The following is a 14513-nucleotide window of genomic DNA, read 5'->3' as shown; positions in this document are numbered from 1 at the left end:
GCCACCGTCTTGCCGGCGTGCTGGACACCGAGAATGACGATAAGGTTCTGCTGTGAGCGACACGCCAAGAGACGAGGGCTCCTTCGAGCTGCCCAAGCAGACGACCATCTATGACGTGGCGAAGGCCGCCGGTGTCAGCCCCTCCACGGTCTCTCGTACGTTCAGCAGACCCGGTCGGGTGTCGAACCGCACCGCCGAGCACATCCGCAGGGTCGCCGCCGAACTCGGCTACCGCACCGACCGCGTCCACCAGCAGGCCGTGCCGGCGCACACGCACATGATCGGCCTGGCCGTCACGGACGTCACGAACCCCTTCTTCTTCTCGCTGCTGCGCGGAGCCGAACAGGTCTGCACCAAGCACGGGTACGCCGTGATGCTCTTCGACGCGCAGGAGTCGGGCTCCCACGAGCGGGAGATCTTCGAGCGTGCCCTGCCCGTCCTGGACGGCGTCATCATCACCAGTTCGCGCCTGTCCGACACCGCCCTGCGCGGTTTCGCGAAGAAGGTCCCCACCGTCGTCCTCAACCGCATCGTCGCCGGCCTGCCGTGCGTCGTCAGTGACTACGAGCGCGGCGTGCGCAGGGCCCTCGAGCACCTGGCGGGGCTGGGGCACCGTCGCGTCGCCTACATCGCCGGCCCCCCGGCGTCCTGGGCCGACGGCGCCCGCTGGCGCGCCTTCCACGAGGCCGCCTCCGAACTGGGCATGGTCGACTGCAGACTCGGTCCCGTCATGCCGACCGTTCGCGGCGGGGAGCAGGCGCTGCCGCAGATCCACGAGCACAAGGTCACCGCGGTCATCGCCTACAACGACCTGATCGCCATCGGCGTCCTGCGCGGCATGGCTGCCGCCGGGGTGCGGGTACCCGATCGGCTCAGCGTCATCGGCTTCGACAACATTTTCGCCTCCGACCTGGTCACGCCGCGCCTCACCTCGATCGCCTCGCCGCTGGGCCTGGTCGGTGAGAAGGCGGCCCGGAGTGTCATCTCGCTCATCGAGCACCACGACGAGCCGGCCGACTTCATGGAGCCGCTCGTCATGCCGATGCGGCTCATCGAGCGCGCCTCCACCGGCCCGGCCCGGGCCGGGGCCTGAGCAGAACTCGGGCGCACCGGCAGAGCCCCGGGACGGGGCGCCGTCAGCCGACCGGCTGGACGCTGGTGACGGTGAAGGGGCCCTCGGCGCCGTCGATGCCACCCGAACGCAGCCGGTAGAGCACCTCGCCGGCGTCGGGGATCACGGTGACGCCCGGTCGCCTCGCCCACTCGTCGGGGTCGATCGTCGCGGGGTCCCGGTAGCCGAGGTTGACCGCCTCGCAGACCTCGCGGGGAATGCCGGTGGCCAGCGTGACCCGCACCCGGTCGGCCTCCACGCCGGTGCTGGGGTCGTAGGAACCCAGGCCGCGCAGGTGCGTCGAGTGGGCCAGGACGCCCCACGGCACCTGCCGGAAACGGTCCCACTGCTTCACGAAGTAGTCACGGCAGTGGTAGCCGATCTCGTAGATCTCGGTGTGCACCTGGCTCACCTCGGTGATGTGGGGGGCGTAGATGATGACCTCGCCGCCTGCGGCGACGGCCGGTTCCATCTTGTAGAAGCCCTTCGCGGCGGTCCAGATGTCGTGATAGCGGTCCGGTATGACGCTCAGCGCCGTCCCCATCGGCTCGTCGACGTACTCGACGTGGGTCTGCGCGCCGATCCTGGCCTGGGCGTACCAGGCGTCCTCGGGGGAACCGATCGAGACCGACTCCAGCTCGGTGGTGTGCGAACGGACGACGAAGGCGATGCAGTAGCGCTCGCCGGGGATCATCGCGGCGCCCTCGTTGATCATTGCGCGTACCGGCGTGACCGCCGGGGTGCCGATGATGTGCGAGCTGGTGATGAGCGCGCCCACCCAGTGGGTGCGCGAGATGAACTCCTCCTGGGCCACGCCGGGAATGAAGTACTTGTTGCCCCCCGACATCCCGACGACCTCGTGCGGCAGGACCGGGCCGATGACGAGCTTCACGTCGGCCTCGACGACACGCCGGTTGATGTGGACGTCCGAGCCCTCAGACAGTCGTCCGTCGCTCAGCTCGGCCATGCGCTCGCCGCTGATGCGTCCGACCCCGACGAGCATGGCGGGGTCCTTCCACTCGTGGTTGACGATCTCCATGCCCGGGTAGGCCTCGGCCAAGTCGGCGCCGGGGTCACCAGTGGTCCACTCGGCGATCTTCTCCGGGCTCATGTACTCGTGGGTGCCCAGGGCGATGACGCAGACCAGCTCGCTGGCCCGGTCGACCAGATTGCGGTGGACGATCCGCAGCAGCCGGGGCAGCGGGCACGAGCGGGTGTCATCCGGGACGACCAGGGCGACTGATCTGCCGTCCACGTCGAGTCCGGCGAGCTGCTCGGACAGGAAGGCGTCGAGCCTCTCGGGGCTGATCGTGCAGCCGGCTCCGCCGATCGTCTGACACTCCATTGCGTCGTCCTTCCCGCGTGTGGTGGGCACCGGGTCCTCCCGGCCCGGGTCCTCGTGGGGAACCCGCCCTCACGCTAGACCCAGCCGGTGGCCCAGCGCGAGTCCGCACGGCGACATCGTCGGTGAGAGGGCGGTCTTCGGGCCCCGGACGCGCAACCAATGGCAACACTTCGGCGCAATACTGGGCAACACGGGGCGGGAACGCGGCGGGGACGGCACCATTGCGCCATGGCTTCACCGTTGACCCTCCATGACGACCGCCTGTTCCCGGCCGATCCTGGGACGCGCGAGGTTGCGCGCCGGATCTACGCCACGACGCGCGAGTTGCCGATCATCTCCCCGCATGGCCACGTCCCGCCGCGCTGGCTCGCCCACGACGAGCACTTCGGCAACCCCACCAAGCTGTTGCTCACGCCCGACCACTACATCAACCGGGTCCTGCACGCGAACGGCGTCGAGCTGTCCGACCTCGGCGTCGGGCGAGGGGACCAGATGAGCGAGGCCGACAACCGCAAGGCATTCCGTCTGCTGTGCGAGCACTGGTCCGACTTCAACGGCACCGCGATGCGCTACTGGCTGGTCGACCAGCTGGTCGGCATCTTCGGTGTCGACGTGCGCCCCAGCGCCGCCACCGCCGACACGATCTACGACACCATCGCCGCCAGGATCGACGACCCGGACTTCCGTCCCCGCCGGCTCATGGACACCTTCCGGATCGAGTTCATCGCCACCACCGATGATCCCTGTGATGACCTCGGCCTGCACGCCGAGCTGGCCGCCGACACCGAGTTCAGCGCCCGGCACCGCGTCGTGCCGACCTTCCGCCCCGACCGCTACCTGGAGCCGGGACGTCCGGACTGGAACGAGCTCGTCGACGCGCTCGGCGCCGCCGCGGGCGTCGACGTCGGCACGATCGACGGCTACACCCAGGCCATGGCCGAACGCCGCCGGTACTTCAAGGACCACGGCGCGGTCAGCTCCGACCACTCGCACGCCGATCTGGTCACCCTGATCCTCGACCACGACGAGGCCGCCAGGCTCTACGACAGGGCCCGCCGCGGTGTGGCCACCACGGACGAGGCACTGGCCCTGCGCCGTCACCTGTTCACCGACCAGGCCCGCCTGGCCTGCGAGGACGGTCTCACCATGACCGTGCACCCGGCCGTCGTCCGCAACCACGACGCCGACGCCTTCGCGCGCTACGGCGCCGACGTGGGCGGTGACATCCCCGCCAAGCTCGAGGTGACCCGCGGCCTGCAGCCGCTGCTGAACGCCTACGGCAACGACCCGAACCTCAACTTCGTCATCTTCACCCTCGACGAGGACGTGTACAGCCGCGAGATCGCACCGCTGGCGGCCTGGTACCGCAGCGTCTACATCGGCGTGCCGTGGTGGTTCGTGGACGCCCCCGAGTCGATCATGCGGTTCAAGCAGGACGTCACCGAGATGGCGGGCTTCAGCCGCATCTGCGGCATGGTCGACGACACCCGTGCCTTCTGCTCGATCCCGGCGCGCCACGACATGAGCCGCCGCCTGGACGCGGCGCACCTGGCCGCCCTGGTGACCACCCACCGCCTGGACGAGGACGAGGCCGTCGAGCAGGCCAGGGCCCTCGTCGTGGACAACCCGACGAGGATCTTCAAACTGGACCAGTGAGCCGGCCCGCCCGGCCCTCGTTCGTGACGGGCCGGGCGGATCCGCATCCGGTGCGGCCCCGGATCCACCGCCGCCCTGTCGGCGGGGCCGGTCGCCTCGGCGCCCCTGGGTGCCCCTTGACGGGCAGGCTCACAGCCGCCGGCGACGGTCGCCCCGGCGCTCCTGTCCCCTGCGCCCCGGCCGGCGCGGGGCCGTGCCTCAGTCCGACGGCGAGCCGGCCGCCCCGGCCCCGAACTCCTGGGCCGCCAGCGCCCGCAGCGCCGCGTCGCGGCGCTCGGAGATCGTGTGCCGCACCGGCTCGGACAGCTCGGTCGAGGCCATCCACTCGTCGAGGCGGGCGATGAACTCGCCGGTCGCCAGCGGGGCCGGCCACAGCCAGGTGAGCACCGCGTTCGAGACGGCGTGCCCCTGGGTGGCCCACGGACCCGACTTGGAGCTGATCTGCTCGGCGACCCGCAGGTACTTCTCGGCGTAGGGGGCGAGCAGGTCCTCCTGGCCGTACTGCATGAACTGACGGCAGATGTGCAGGTGGGTGGCGTTGGGGACGCTGAGCTGCTCGGTGGCGAGCTCCCAGGCCCTGGCCTTGGCGCCCGCATCGGCCAGCGCCGAGCGGGCTCCGGCCGCGCGCTCGGCACCCGAGATCGTCCTGTCGGTCAGGGTCTCGGCCTCGATGCGCGCGTCGTCGACGGCCCCCATGCGGGCCAGGCTCGTCAGGATCGCCCAGCGGCGGTCCTGGTCGATGCTCAGGCCCAGCGGGACCTCCTCGCCGGTGAGCCAGCCGGCGATGAGGCTGGCGCCCTGGGGATTGTTGACGGAGGCCACCAGGGCGTCGGCGAAGGCCAGCTGGTGCTCGCTGCCGGGGGTCGTGTCCTTCAGCGCTGCGGCGATGCCGGCGACCAGGGCGGCGCCGTTGGTCTCGCGCTGGGCGGGCGCGGTGAAGGCCGTCGCGGCGACCAGCGCGCGGGCCAGCTGGGTGGTGACGGCCGTCATATCGGTCTCGGCGCCGGCGCCGCCGATGGCCATCGTGATGTAGTCGGCGGCGGTCAGCTGGGCGTCGCGCGTCATGTCCCAGGCCGTGTTCCACACCAGCGCGCGGGCCAGCGGGTCGGTGATCTGCGCGACGTGCTGGACGGCCGTCGCGAGGGAGTCCTCGTCCAGCCGCACCTTGGCGTAGCCCAGGTCGCGATCGTTGAGCAGGACCAGGGCCGGGCGGCTGCGGCCGGTGAGCGCCGCGATCGGCGTGGCGGGGCCGTGCACGTCCACCTCCAGCGAGTCGGTGGCCACCAGCTCGTCCGCCACGACGTCGTAGAGCCCGATGGCGATGTGGTGGGTGCGGAGCGTCTCGTGGGCCGCCGGGGCGCTCTGGGCGACCGAGAAGCCGGAGATGACACCGTCCTCGTCGGTGGTGATCTCGCACGACAGCGTGTTCACGCCGCTGGTCGACAGCCACTGCTGGGAGAACTCGGCCAGATCCTTGCCGCCGGCCCGGCCCAGTGCCTCCAGCAGGTCCGAGAACTGGGCGTTCGCGAAGGCGTGGTCGTCCAGGTACTGGCGCACCCCGGCCAGGAAGGCGTCCTGCCCGACGTAGGCGACGAGCTGCTTGAGCACCGAGGCGCCCTTGGCGTAGGTGATCCCGTCGAAGTTCTGCTCGACCGCCTCCAGGTCGACCATGTCGGCGGCGATCGGATGCGTCGTGGGCAGCTGGTCGGCGGTGTAGGCCCAGGCCTTGCGGGCGTTGGCGAAGCTCACCCACGGATCGGTGCCGCCGTACCGCGCCGCGATGCGCGACTGGCAGTGGTAGGCGCTCCACTCCGCGAAGCTCTCGTTGAGCCACAGGTCGTCCCACCAGCGCATCGTCACCAGGTCGCCGAACCACATGTGGGCCAGCTCGTGCAGGATCGTGTTGTCGCGGGTCTGGTACGAGGCGCTCGTCACCTTCGAGCGGAACAGGTACTCGTCACGGATCGTGACGGCACCGGCGTTCTCCATGGCCCCGGCGTTGTACTCCGGGACGAACAGCTGGTCGTACTTCTCGAAGGGGTAGGGGCGCCCGAAGTCCTCCTCGTAGACCTCGAAACCGCGCTGGGTCGTCGTGCGGATGCGCTCGGCATCCAGGTACGGCAGCATCGAGGCGCGGCAGATGATGTCGGCGTCCAGGGTGCCCTTGGCCGACTCGACCGTGCCGTGGTCGACGTGGTACTGGCCGGCGACGAGCGCGGTGATGTAGGTGGAGATGCGCGGGGTGGGCGCGAAGTCCCAGATCTCGGCCCCGACCGGGTCCGGGCCGAACGGCTCGGGCGTCGGGGCGTTCGAGCGCACCGTCCACCCGGCCGGGGCGCGCACGGTGAGCTGGAAGGTGGCCTTCAGGTCCGGCTGCTCGAAGCAGGCGTACATGCGGCGGGCGTCGGCCGTCTCGAACTGCGTGTACAGGTAGACATTGCCGTCGGCCGGATCGACGAAGCGGTGCAGGCCCTCTCCGGTGCGCGAGTACCGGCAGATCGCCGTGACGGTCAGCTCGTGCTCGCCGGCGGTCAGCTCCAGGGGCAGGCGCGAGTCGGCGAAACTCGCCGGGTCGAGGGGCTCGCCGTCCAGGGTCGCCGTCACGAGCTCGTCGGCGATGAGGTCGATCCAGGTGCTCGCCTCCGTGCTCGTGAACGTCACGGTGCTCGTCGACAGGAAGGTCTGTTCAGGCTCGGCGAGGCGGGAGGCCGCCACGCCATGGCCGGTGAGGTCGACGGTGACCTCGTAGGCGGTCGTGGACAGCACCTCGGCCCGGCCACGGGCCTCGTCCCTGGTGATGTTCGCCGGGTTCATCAGTGGTCTCCCAACTGTCGAAGAAATCATCGGCTCGGTTATGAGGCTAACGCGGAGCGCCATCCCAAAGCCAACATTCGGTACTCGCGCACAATCTCCTGCTCCCGCGGTGCGCGGGGAACCGCGTCTCAATTCATCCTCGCCCGCTACGAATGGGCGATGTGCCCGCGGCGCGCCGAGAACGGAGAAGTACTTGTGCAAGGGCGCCCGAGCGGGTTCAGTGGAAACATGACTGGCACCACTGATACCGCCCGGCCGCAGACCGTCGGTTTCTGGTTCGACCCCCTGTGCCCGTGGGCATGGCTGGCGAGCCGCTGGATGCTCGAGGTCGAGAAAGTACGGCCCGTGCGCACCGAGTTCCACGTGATGAGCCTGTCCGTCCTCAACGAGGGCCGCGAACTCGACCCCGGCTACCAGGCCGAGATGGACCGCGGCTGGATCGGCGTGCGTGCCGCCATCGGTGTCGAGCAGGCCTACGGCCAGGGCGCCCTGCGCGCCTTCTACACCGAACTCGGCACGCGCTACCACCTCAGGGGCGAGACCAAGGGCGAGGTCCGCGTCGTCCGCGCGGCGCTCGCCGCCCTCGCTCTGGACGCCTCGATCGCCGAGCGGGCCACCACCGGCGTCTGGGACGAGGCCCTGCGCGCCAGCCACCACGCCGGCATGGACCCGGTCGGCACCGAGGTCGGCACCCCGGTCATCCACATCAACGGCAAGGCCCTGTTCGGTCCGGTCATCAGCCCCGCACCCACGGGGGAGCAGGCCGGCCGCCTCTTCGACGGCGTCTCGCTCGTGACCGCCTACGAAGGCTTCTTCGAGCTCAAGCGCACCCGCACGGTTGGCCCCATCGTCGAGTAAGAAAATCTTGCGACGGCAGAATCCGGTCATTTCGGGCCGCCAGCGGGCTTGAAACCATGACAGGGCTGTGAGCCAGCTCTGAGAAGGCTCTCAAACCGGGCGCGACGCTGCGGATTCGGTGAGTCCGCCTTGCCAAATAAAATAGTTGTGATTTCATCATGTACAGACCTGACGGGCGCGCACCTGCAAGACCCGTTGATTCCACCCCGCCGAACCGAAAAACCGAACTGAACTGACAAGGTGACCTGAGTGAGCGCCACACTGACTTATGCGCCTGCCCGGCGGGTTCTCGAGCCTCTTGACCAATCCTTCATCGAGGCCATCGGCAGCTACTCTGCGCGCCGGGCCATGCCCAACCCCGAGACCCGCGAGGAGTGGGACGCCTTCCTCGCGCAGCTGCGGGCCGGGGACGGCGACTACGAGGCCCGCCGCAACACCCGAGGGCTGCGGGCCTTCTTCGACCGTCTCCTCGGTTTCGGCAACGGCTCGCGCGCCCAGCGCCTCGAGGTGGACGCCGACCAGCTGCTCGCCGCCGAACTCGTCCGGCTCTCTGCGCTGGATCCCCGCTGGGGTTTCATGCAGATGGCCCGCACCGAGAACGGTCTCGTCGTCCCCCAACACATGGTGGTCGGCCCCGGCGGGGTCTTCCTGCTCAGCGCCAAGAACCACCCCGGAGCCCGGCTCTTCGTCGAGGGCGACGTCTTCCGCGTCAACGGCAAGGACCGGCCCTACATCGCGACGAGCCGCCAGAACGCCTCGCGCGCGATGGACCTGATGAACCGCGACTCCGGTTTCGACCTGGGTGTCACCGGCGTCATCGTGCCGGTCAAGGACCGCCGGCTGGTGGTCCAGCAGGCCCCGGACGACGTCGCCGTCATCGAGCGCGACGGTCTTGCCGAGTGGCTGCTCGACAGGCCCGAGGAGCTGTCCGAGCACAGGGTCATCATCAGCTACAGCATCGCCAGCGAGGCCACCGGCTGGGGTGAGAGGGCGGCCGCCTGAGCCGTTCCGGGGGCGCCATTGGGCATGATTGGGTGCCATGAGCATCGATGCAGCCCACGACACCGTCCCGGCCGGTGACCCCGCCCCCGAACCAATGCAGGCCGGCCCGGCCCAGAAACGTCGCCACGCCGAGCTCGTCGGTCTCGTCGAGGACGCCCAGCAGGCCTACTACGGCCGTGACGCCCCGGTGCTCACCGACGCCGCCTACGACGCGATGATGGTCGAACTCGAACAACTCGAGAACGACTACCCGGAGCTGCGCACCCCCGACAGCCCCACGCAGCGGGTCGGCGCCGGGCGGGCGCTCACCGACTTCGCCCCGGTCGAGCACCCCCAGCGGATGCTCAGCCTCGACGACGTCTTCAGCCTCGACGAGCTGGGCGAGTGGATGTCCCGCACCATCGAGGCGCTCGGTCACGAGCCCACCTGGCTGTGCGAGGTGAAGGTCGACGGCCTGGCCGTCGACCTCCAGTACGAGGGCGGCGTGCTGAGGACCGCCGCCACCCGTGGCGACGGTTACGTCGGCGAGGACATCACGTCGAACGCCCGCACCATCGAGGCCATCCCGCACCGGCTGGCCGTCTCCGAGGCGTTCCCGCTCCCGGCCCTCGTCGAGGCCCGCGGCGAGGTCTTCTTCCCGGTCGAGGCGTTCAACGCCTTCAACGCCGAGCTGGAGCAGGCCGGCAAGCAGGTCTTCGCCAACCCGCGCAATGCCGCGGCCGGTTCCCTGCGGCAGAAGGACCCCTCGGTGACGGCCCGCCGGCCGCTGTCGATGATCTGCCACGGCATCGGTGTCCACACCGGACTCGACGTCACCCGACAGAGCGAGGTCTACGAGGCGTTCAGGGCCTGGGGTCTGCCGGTCAGCCCCTACTACGAGTGCCTCGGGGACCGCGCTGCGGTGCTCGAGTTCATCGCCCGTTTCGGTGAGCGCCGCCACGACCTGCTGCACGAGATCGACGGTGTCGTCGTCAAGGTCGACGACCTGGCCAGCCAGGATATGCTCGGCGCCACGAGCCGCGCCCCCCGCTGGGCGATCGCCTACAAGTACCCGCCCGAGGAGGTCAACACCAGGCTGCGCGACATCCGGGTCAACGTCGGGCGTACCGGGCGGGTCACTCCCTTCGGCGTCATGGACCCGGTGCGGGTGGCCGGGTCGACGGTGTCGATGGCCACCTTGCACAACGCCTCCGAGGTCAGGCGCAAGGGCGTGCTCATCGGCGACATGGTGGTCCTGCGCAAGGCCGGCGACGTCATCCCCGAGATCGTCGGGCCGGTCACCGAGATGCGCACCGGGGCGGAGACCGAGTTCGTCATGCCGACCCACTGTCCCGAGTGCGGCACCGAGCTGCGGCCCGAGCAGGAGTCCGACAAGGACATCCGCTGCCCCAACCAGCAGCACTGCCCGGCCCAGCTGCGCGAGCGGCTCTTCTCCGCGGCCTCCCGCGCCGCCTTCGACATCGAGGCGCTCGGGGTCGAGGGCGCCGCGGCCCTGCTCGGTGCCGGCGTGCTCGACAACGAGGCCCGGCTGTTCGACCTGACCGCCGAGGACCTGGTCGGGGTCGAGTTCTACACGCGCGCCGCCACGAAGAAGGAGATCGCGGGCGAGAAACCGGTGCCCGCCCCGGGCGTCGTCAACGGCCGGGTGCTGTCGGCCGTCGGCACCAAACTCCTCGCCAATCTCGACAAGGCGAAGCAGCAGCCGCTGTGGCGGGTGCTCGTGGCCCTGTCCATCCGCCACGTCGGCCCCACCGCCGCGCGGGCACTGGCCGCCCGGTTCGGCTCGCTCGAGGCCATCCGCGCCGCGAGCCCCGAGGAACTGGCCGCCACCGAGGGGGTCGGTGCGGTCATCGCCGCCTCGCTGCAGGCCTGGTTCGAGGTCGACTGGCACCAGCAGATCATCGACGCCTGGGCCGCCGCCGGTGTGCGCATGTCCGACGAGACGAGTGGTGAACCCGCCCTCGAGCAGACTCTCGCCGGGCTGACCGTCGTCGTCACCGGCACGCTCGAGGAGTTCACCCGGGACGGCGCCAAGGAGGCGATCGTCGCACGCGGCGGGAAGGCCGCCGGATCGGTCAGCAAGAAGACCGATTTCGTCGTGGTCGGCGCGAACGCCGGGTCGAAGGCAGCCAAGGCCGCCGAGCTCGGCCGCCCGGTGCTCGACGAGGCCGGTTTCCGTGTCCTGCTCGAGAAGGGCCCGCAGGGGCTGGGCTGAGGTCCGCTGGCCGGCGCGCCCGGCCCGGACGGCACGGCTGCGCCCCGCTCAGAAACAGGTGATGCCGTAGGCCGGCTCGTCGGTGGCGAACATCTCGCGCAGCGTCGCGACCGCCCGCGCCGGCCCCTCGATGAGACCGGCCGTCGCCATCGCCACCGGATCGGCCACCCCGAAGTAGAGACTGCCCAGTGTTGAGACGTCCATGCGCACGTCCGCCGGCCCCTCGGTCCCGGCAACCTCGGCGCCGTCCGGCCCGGCGTCCACGACGTAGACGCCGCCGCTGAGGCCGAGCGGGTCGAGCACCTCGATGCTCAGGCGGCCGGCGCCGTCCCAGCCCCGGACCCGCAGGGCCCCGGGCACGTCGAGGACGCGCAGCCAGGTGAGGTCCTGCCGGCCGACCAGGCCCAGGTGCCGTGGATCGGCGAGCGCCCAGGGCAGGGGAGAGGCCGGGTTCAGGTGGGGGACGCTCACCGAGCCCACCAGGTCGATCGACGCCAGGTAGTGCCACAGGGCCAGCTCGGCCCGGCCGTGCGCGGCGATCATCTCGATCACCTCGACGGTGAAGTCCGGGCCTGCGCCGGGCGCCGGACGGTACGTGAAGGTGACGACGCCGTCGGCGGAGCCGTCCTCGTCCCAGTGCGCCGCGGCCCGGACGGCCTCGGTCCGGCTGTTGGTCAGCGCCGACCAGACGCCGGTCGCATGGTCGTTGGACCAGGCCGGGCGCGCATGGGAGCCACGTGAGGCGGCGTGGAAGGCCGCGAAGACCTCGTCCATGATCGCCGGTGCGGCCTCGAGGTCGATCTCACCCATGCGGCCGGCCCCCTGCGGTGCCCGGAGGGCGAGACCGGCGCCCGTGTGCAGGCGCGCGCTGACGGTCTCGGTGGCCGGCCCGAAACCGAACCGCCGGTAGATGGTCGCCTCGCTGGCCGTGAGTGCCGCCAGGGTCAGCCCTCGTCCGGCCGCCTCGCTCAGGTCGATGCGCATGAGCTCGGTGAGCAGGCCGTTGCGGCGCACACTCGTGCGCACCGTCACGTCTGTGATGAGGTCGGCGGGCTCCAGGTTTCCGTGACCGGTGTTGATCGTGCCGTCCAGGCTCGCGAAGGTGGCGTACGGGGTGCGCTGGGCCATGCCGGGTTCGGGAGCCGACGGCCAGGCCCCGCGGAGCCGGGCGTGATCGGCGCAGACCGCCCGCCACCAGCGCTGCACGCCGTCCTCGTCGGCGGGCGGGTTGCCGAAGGACCAGTTCATGGCGTGTTCCCAGCGCCGGACCGTGTCGGTGAGCTCACCGCGGGCCTCAATGGTCTCGATGCTGTGTGCGATCATCCCGACAGGCTAGCGTGGGGCCCATTGGCCGGTCAGTGGCCGCCGGGCGAGCAGGGTCAGCCCCACAGGAGCCAGGCCAGGGTCTGGTCGCCGGGGCCGGCCGCGATGAGCCAGGCCCGGGTGGCCGCGACCAGCTCCGGCAACGACCAGGGCATCCGGGCGCCGACGTCCCAGCCCGCGGGCGCCAGTGCCAGCCCCGCGCAGCACAGGGCCGCGTCAGTGGCATGCTCCGGGGCCATCGGCCAGGGCAGGCCGCTGTGCAGGCGGGGGAGCAGGCCCCACAGCTCGTCCGGGACCCGCGGCGCGTGCGTGGCGACGGCCGAGAGCACCCGGCAGAGCGGGTCGTCGCGGTCCGCCGGGGGCGCGGGCGGCGTGATCCCCGAACCGGCCAGGACCGGTGCGGCGCCCATCCAGGCAAGAAGGGCGCCCGCCGAGTCGGGCAGCGCGCCCAGCCGCCCTGCCACGGCGCCGAGCCGTGCCGGATCCGTCCCCGCCGCTGCGAGCAGCGGGGCGACGGCGAGCGGCTCGACCGGCTGGCCGGGGCGGTCCAGCAGCTCGTCGGCCCACGCAGCGAGGAAACGCATCGCCTGGTCGTGGGGGAGTTCGTGGCCGGCGTCGGCCCAGGCGATGATCGCCGCCTGGGCCGCGTCCGCGCCGCGCGGGTCGCTGCCGGCGATGAGCCGTGCCCGGCGGGCCGCCACGTCGCCGAGCGACTCGGCCCAGGCCAGCTGGAGCCGGGCGTCCACGCCCGGGCCGGCGACGGTGAAGCAGTGAATCCCCGGTTCGGCCTCGATGAGGCTCCCGCTCTCGTTGGTCGAGATCCGGCCGGGGCCGCTCACCGCCGCGTCGGGCAGGGCGATGGGCACCGGCTCGCCCGCCGGGACGTCGAGCCGGTGGGGCAGCCATCCGGGCAGGGCGGCCAGCGCAGCCGCCCGGTGGGGGTGGCGATCGATCGTCCAGGCGCTGACCCAGCTGCGGCCCGCCGCCAGGTCCAGGCCGGCCGGGGTCAGCGTCAGGCCTCGCTCGCCTGCGTCGACGTGGCCGCGTGTCTGGCCGGCCGTCACCACGAGCCCGTCACTGGGGCGCTCGTCCAGCAGGACGAGGCCGCTGCTCCCGCCAGGCCAGGACGGGCAGGAGAAGGCGCCCCGCCAGCCGACGGACGGTCCGGCCGCGAGACCGGTGACCGGCTCGTCCGCGGTGAGCACGAGCCGGGCGCTGATGGTCCGGTCGGCGGTCAGCCGCAGCTGCGCCACGGTACCTGCCGATCGCCACCGCCAGGTCGCCTCGTCCGCCTCGAGGGCGAAATCCTCAAGCCGCCACGGGGAGGCCATCGAGATGGTCGCGGTGCCGACGGGCCGGTCCTGTTCACGGTCCATCACACGCACCTCGCGCGGGGCGCACTCCAGGCGCAGGTGCTCCCACACCAGCTGGCCGGTGGCCGTCGACGCGTTCATCCCCTCACCCTATGCGCCCCGTCGGGGGCTGTGGACGGCGCGTGACCTAGAGTTGCTGGCATGACGGAGACCGGTCACAGCGCACGCGGCCATGGCCGGAGCACTCACCAGGGCGAGCACGGACACCGCAGGGGCCTGGGACGGGACGGCATCACCGTCATGGTCAACCATGAGCGGGCCCTGCGCGCCCGCGAGATCAGTCGTCCCGGCGAGGCCGCTCGCAGCGAGGCCGCTGGGGAACTGTCCGAACTGCTCGCCCGGGCCCAGGGACGCCGTGGGACCGGACGGCGCCGTCGCGACTGAGCGGGGCGTCCGGTGCCCGGCCGGGGCGGGCTGCGAGTGCGATAACCTACACTGCGTGCCCGGCGAGGGCATGCGGGGTGTGGCGCAGTTGGTAGCGCGCCTGCTTTGGGAGCAGGAAGTCGCCGGTTCGAGTCCGGTCACCCCGACCGCAGCCGCGGCTCGTCCCGCACCGCATGGCGAGGATGAAAGGCCGTCGGCGGGTCGGCTACCATGGAGATGGCCCCCGGGCCGCGCGAACGTAGCTCAATGGTAGAGCCCCAGTCTTCCAAACTGGCTACGCGGGTTCGATTCCCGTCGTTCGCTCTGACGCGCCGCAGCTGGGTCAGCGGTGCCCTCATCATCATCCCGCCTCAGCCGTAGCGGCGGTTTCTTGGTGGTCGTCGCGCAGCTGGCTAAGATTGGCGGGCGTTGTGTGCGTTCGCGCGCACTCCC

The 14513-nt window shown here is 71.2% G+C and carries 10 protein-coding genes and 2 tRNA genes; 8 read left to right on the top strand and 4 right to left on the bottom strand.

Annotated elements, in window-relative coordinates; all coding sequences use genetic code 11:
- Positions 1 to 52 precede the first annotated feature (52 nt).
- Entirely contained in the window at positions 53 to 1093 is a 1041-nt protein-coding gene (locus D9T14_RS04645) for a LacI family DNA-binding transcriptional regulator (RefSeq protein ID WP_232012278.1), read from the top strand.
- Between the two features lie 43 nt (positions 1094 to 1136).
- Here the strand turns inward: D9T14_RS04645 and D9T14_RS04640 are convergent, their stop codons facing one another.
- Positions 1137 to 2456, bottom strand: coding sequence for a lactate racemase domain-containing protein (locus tag D9T14_RS04640; protein WP_121592094.1), 1320 nt, complete (start codon positions 2454 to 2456; stop codon positions 1137 to 1139).
- Between the two features lie 228 nt (positions 2457 to 2684).
- Between D9T14_RS04640 and uxaC the strand changes: the two genes are divergently transcribed.
- Entirely contained in the window at positions 2685 to 4112 is a 1428-nt protein-coding gene (uxaC, locus tag D9T14_RS04635; RefSeq protein ID WP_121587805.1) for a glucuronate isomerase, read from the top strand.
- Between the two features lie 198 nt (positions 4113 to 4310).
- On the opposite strand, the gene pepN is transcribed toward uxaC, so the two are convergent.
- On the bottom strand, positions 4311 to 6926 hold the full coding sequence (gene pepN / locus D9T14_RS04630) for an aminopeptidase N (RefSeq protein ID WP_121592093.1): 2616 nt from the start codon (positions 6924 to 6926) through the stop codon (positions 4311 to 4313).
- A gap of 228 nt (positions 6927 to 7154) precedes the next feature.
- Between pepN and D9T14_RS04625 the strand changes: the two genes are divergently transcribed.
- The 3 genes from D9T14_RS04625 to ligA all read left to right on the top strand — a co-directional run bounded on the left by D9T14_RS04625 (position 7155) and on the right by ligA (position 11001).
- Positions 7155 to 7784, top strand: coding sequence for a DsbA family protein (locus D9T14_RS04625; RefSeq protein WP_121587807.1), 630 nt, complete (start codon positions 7155 to 7157; stop codon positions 7782 to 7784).
- Between the two features lie 249 nt (positions 7785 to 8033).
- Entirely contained in the window at positions 8034 to 8786 is a 753-nt protein-coding gene (locus D9T14_RS04620; protein ID WP_126464230.1) for a nuclease-related domain-containing protein, read from the top strand.
- Positions 8787 to 8880: 94 nt separating this feature from the next.
- Positions 8881 to 11001 (top strand): NAD-dependent DNA ligase LigA, encoded by a 2121-nt coding sequence (ligA, locus tag D9T14_RS04615; protein ID WP_121592098.1) that lies wholly within the window; start codon positions 8881 to 8883, stop codon positions 10999 to 11001.
- 48 nt (positions 11002 to 11049) lie between these two features.
- Here ligA and D9T14_RS04610 read toward each other — a convergent pair whose 3' ends face one another.
- Both D9T14_RS04610 and D9T14_RS04605 read right to left on the bottom strand, forming a co-directional pair.
- Complete coding sequence (locus D9T14_RS04610; protein ID WP_121592092.1) at positions 11050 to 12324, bottom strand: GNAT family N-acetyltransferase; 1275 nt, start codon at positions 12322 to 12324, stop codon at positions 11050 to 11052.
- A gap of 56 nt (positions 12325 to 12380) precedes the next feature.
- The gene (locus D9T14_RS04605; protein ID WP_121587810.1) at positions 12381 to 13778 is read right to left on the bottom strand and encodes a hypothetical protein; all 1398 of its coding nucleotides are present in this window, start codon (positions 13776 to 13778) and stop codon (positions 12381 to 12383) included.
- Positions 13779 to 13838: 60 nt separating this feature from the next.
- Between D9T14_RS04605 and D9T14_RS04600 the strand changes: the two genes are divergently transcribed.
- From D9T14_RS04600 to D9T14_RS04590, 3 genes are all read left to right on the top strand, one after another.
- Positions 13839 to 14081: a hypothetical protein gene (locus D9T14_RS04600; protein WP_121587811.1), complete on the top strand. Its 243-nt coding sequence runs from the start codon at positions 13839 to 13841 to the stop codon at positions 14079 to 14081.
- Between the two features lie 73 nt (positions 14082 to 14154).
- Positions 14155 to 14227: transfer RNA gene (locus D9T14_RS04595), tRNA-Pro, on the top strand.
- 86 nt (positions 14228 to 14313) lie between these two features.
- Positions 14314 to 14384 (top strand) — tRNA-Gly (locus D9T14_RS04590).
- Positions 14385 to 14513 lie beyond the last annotated feature (129 nt).

It is taken from the genome of Propionibacterium australiense, assembly GCF_003666605.1.
Taxonomy (GTDB): domain Bacteria; phylum Actinomycetota; class Actinomycetes; order Propionibacteriales; family Propionibacteriaceae; genus Propionibacterium; species Propionibacterium australiense.
Note: the sequence above shows the minus strand (reverse complement) of the source record. Positions and strands in the feature narration are given on the sequence as shown.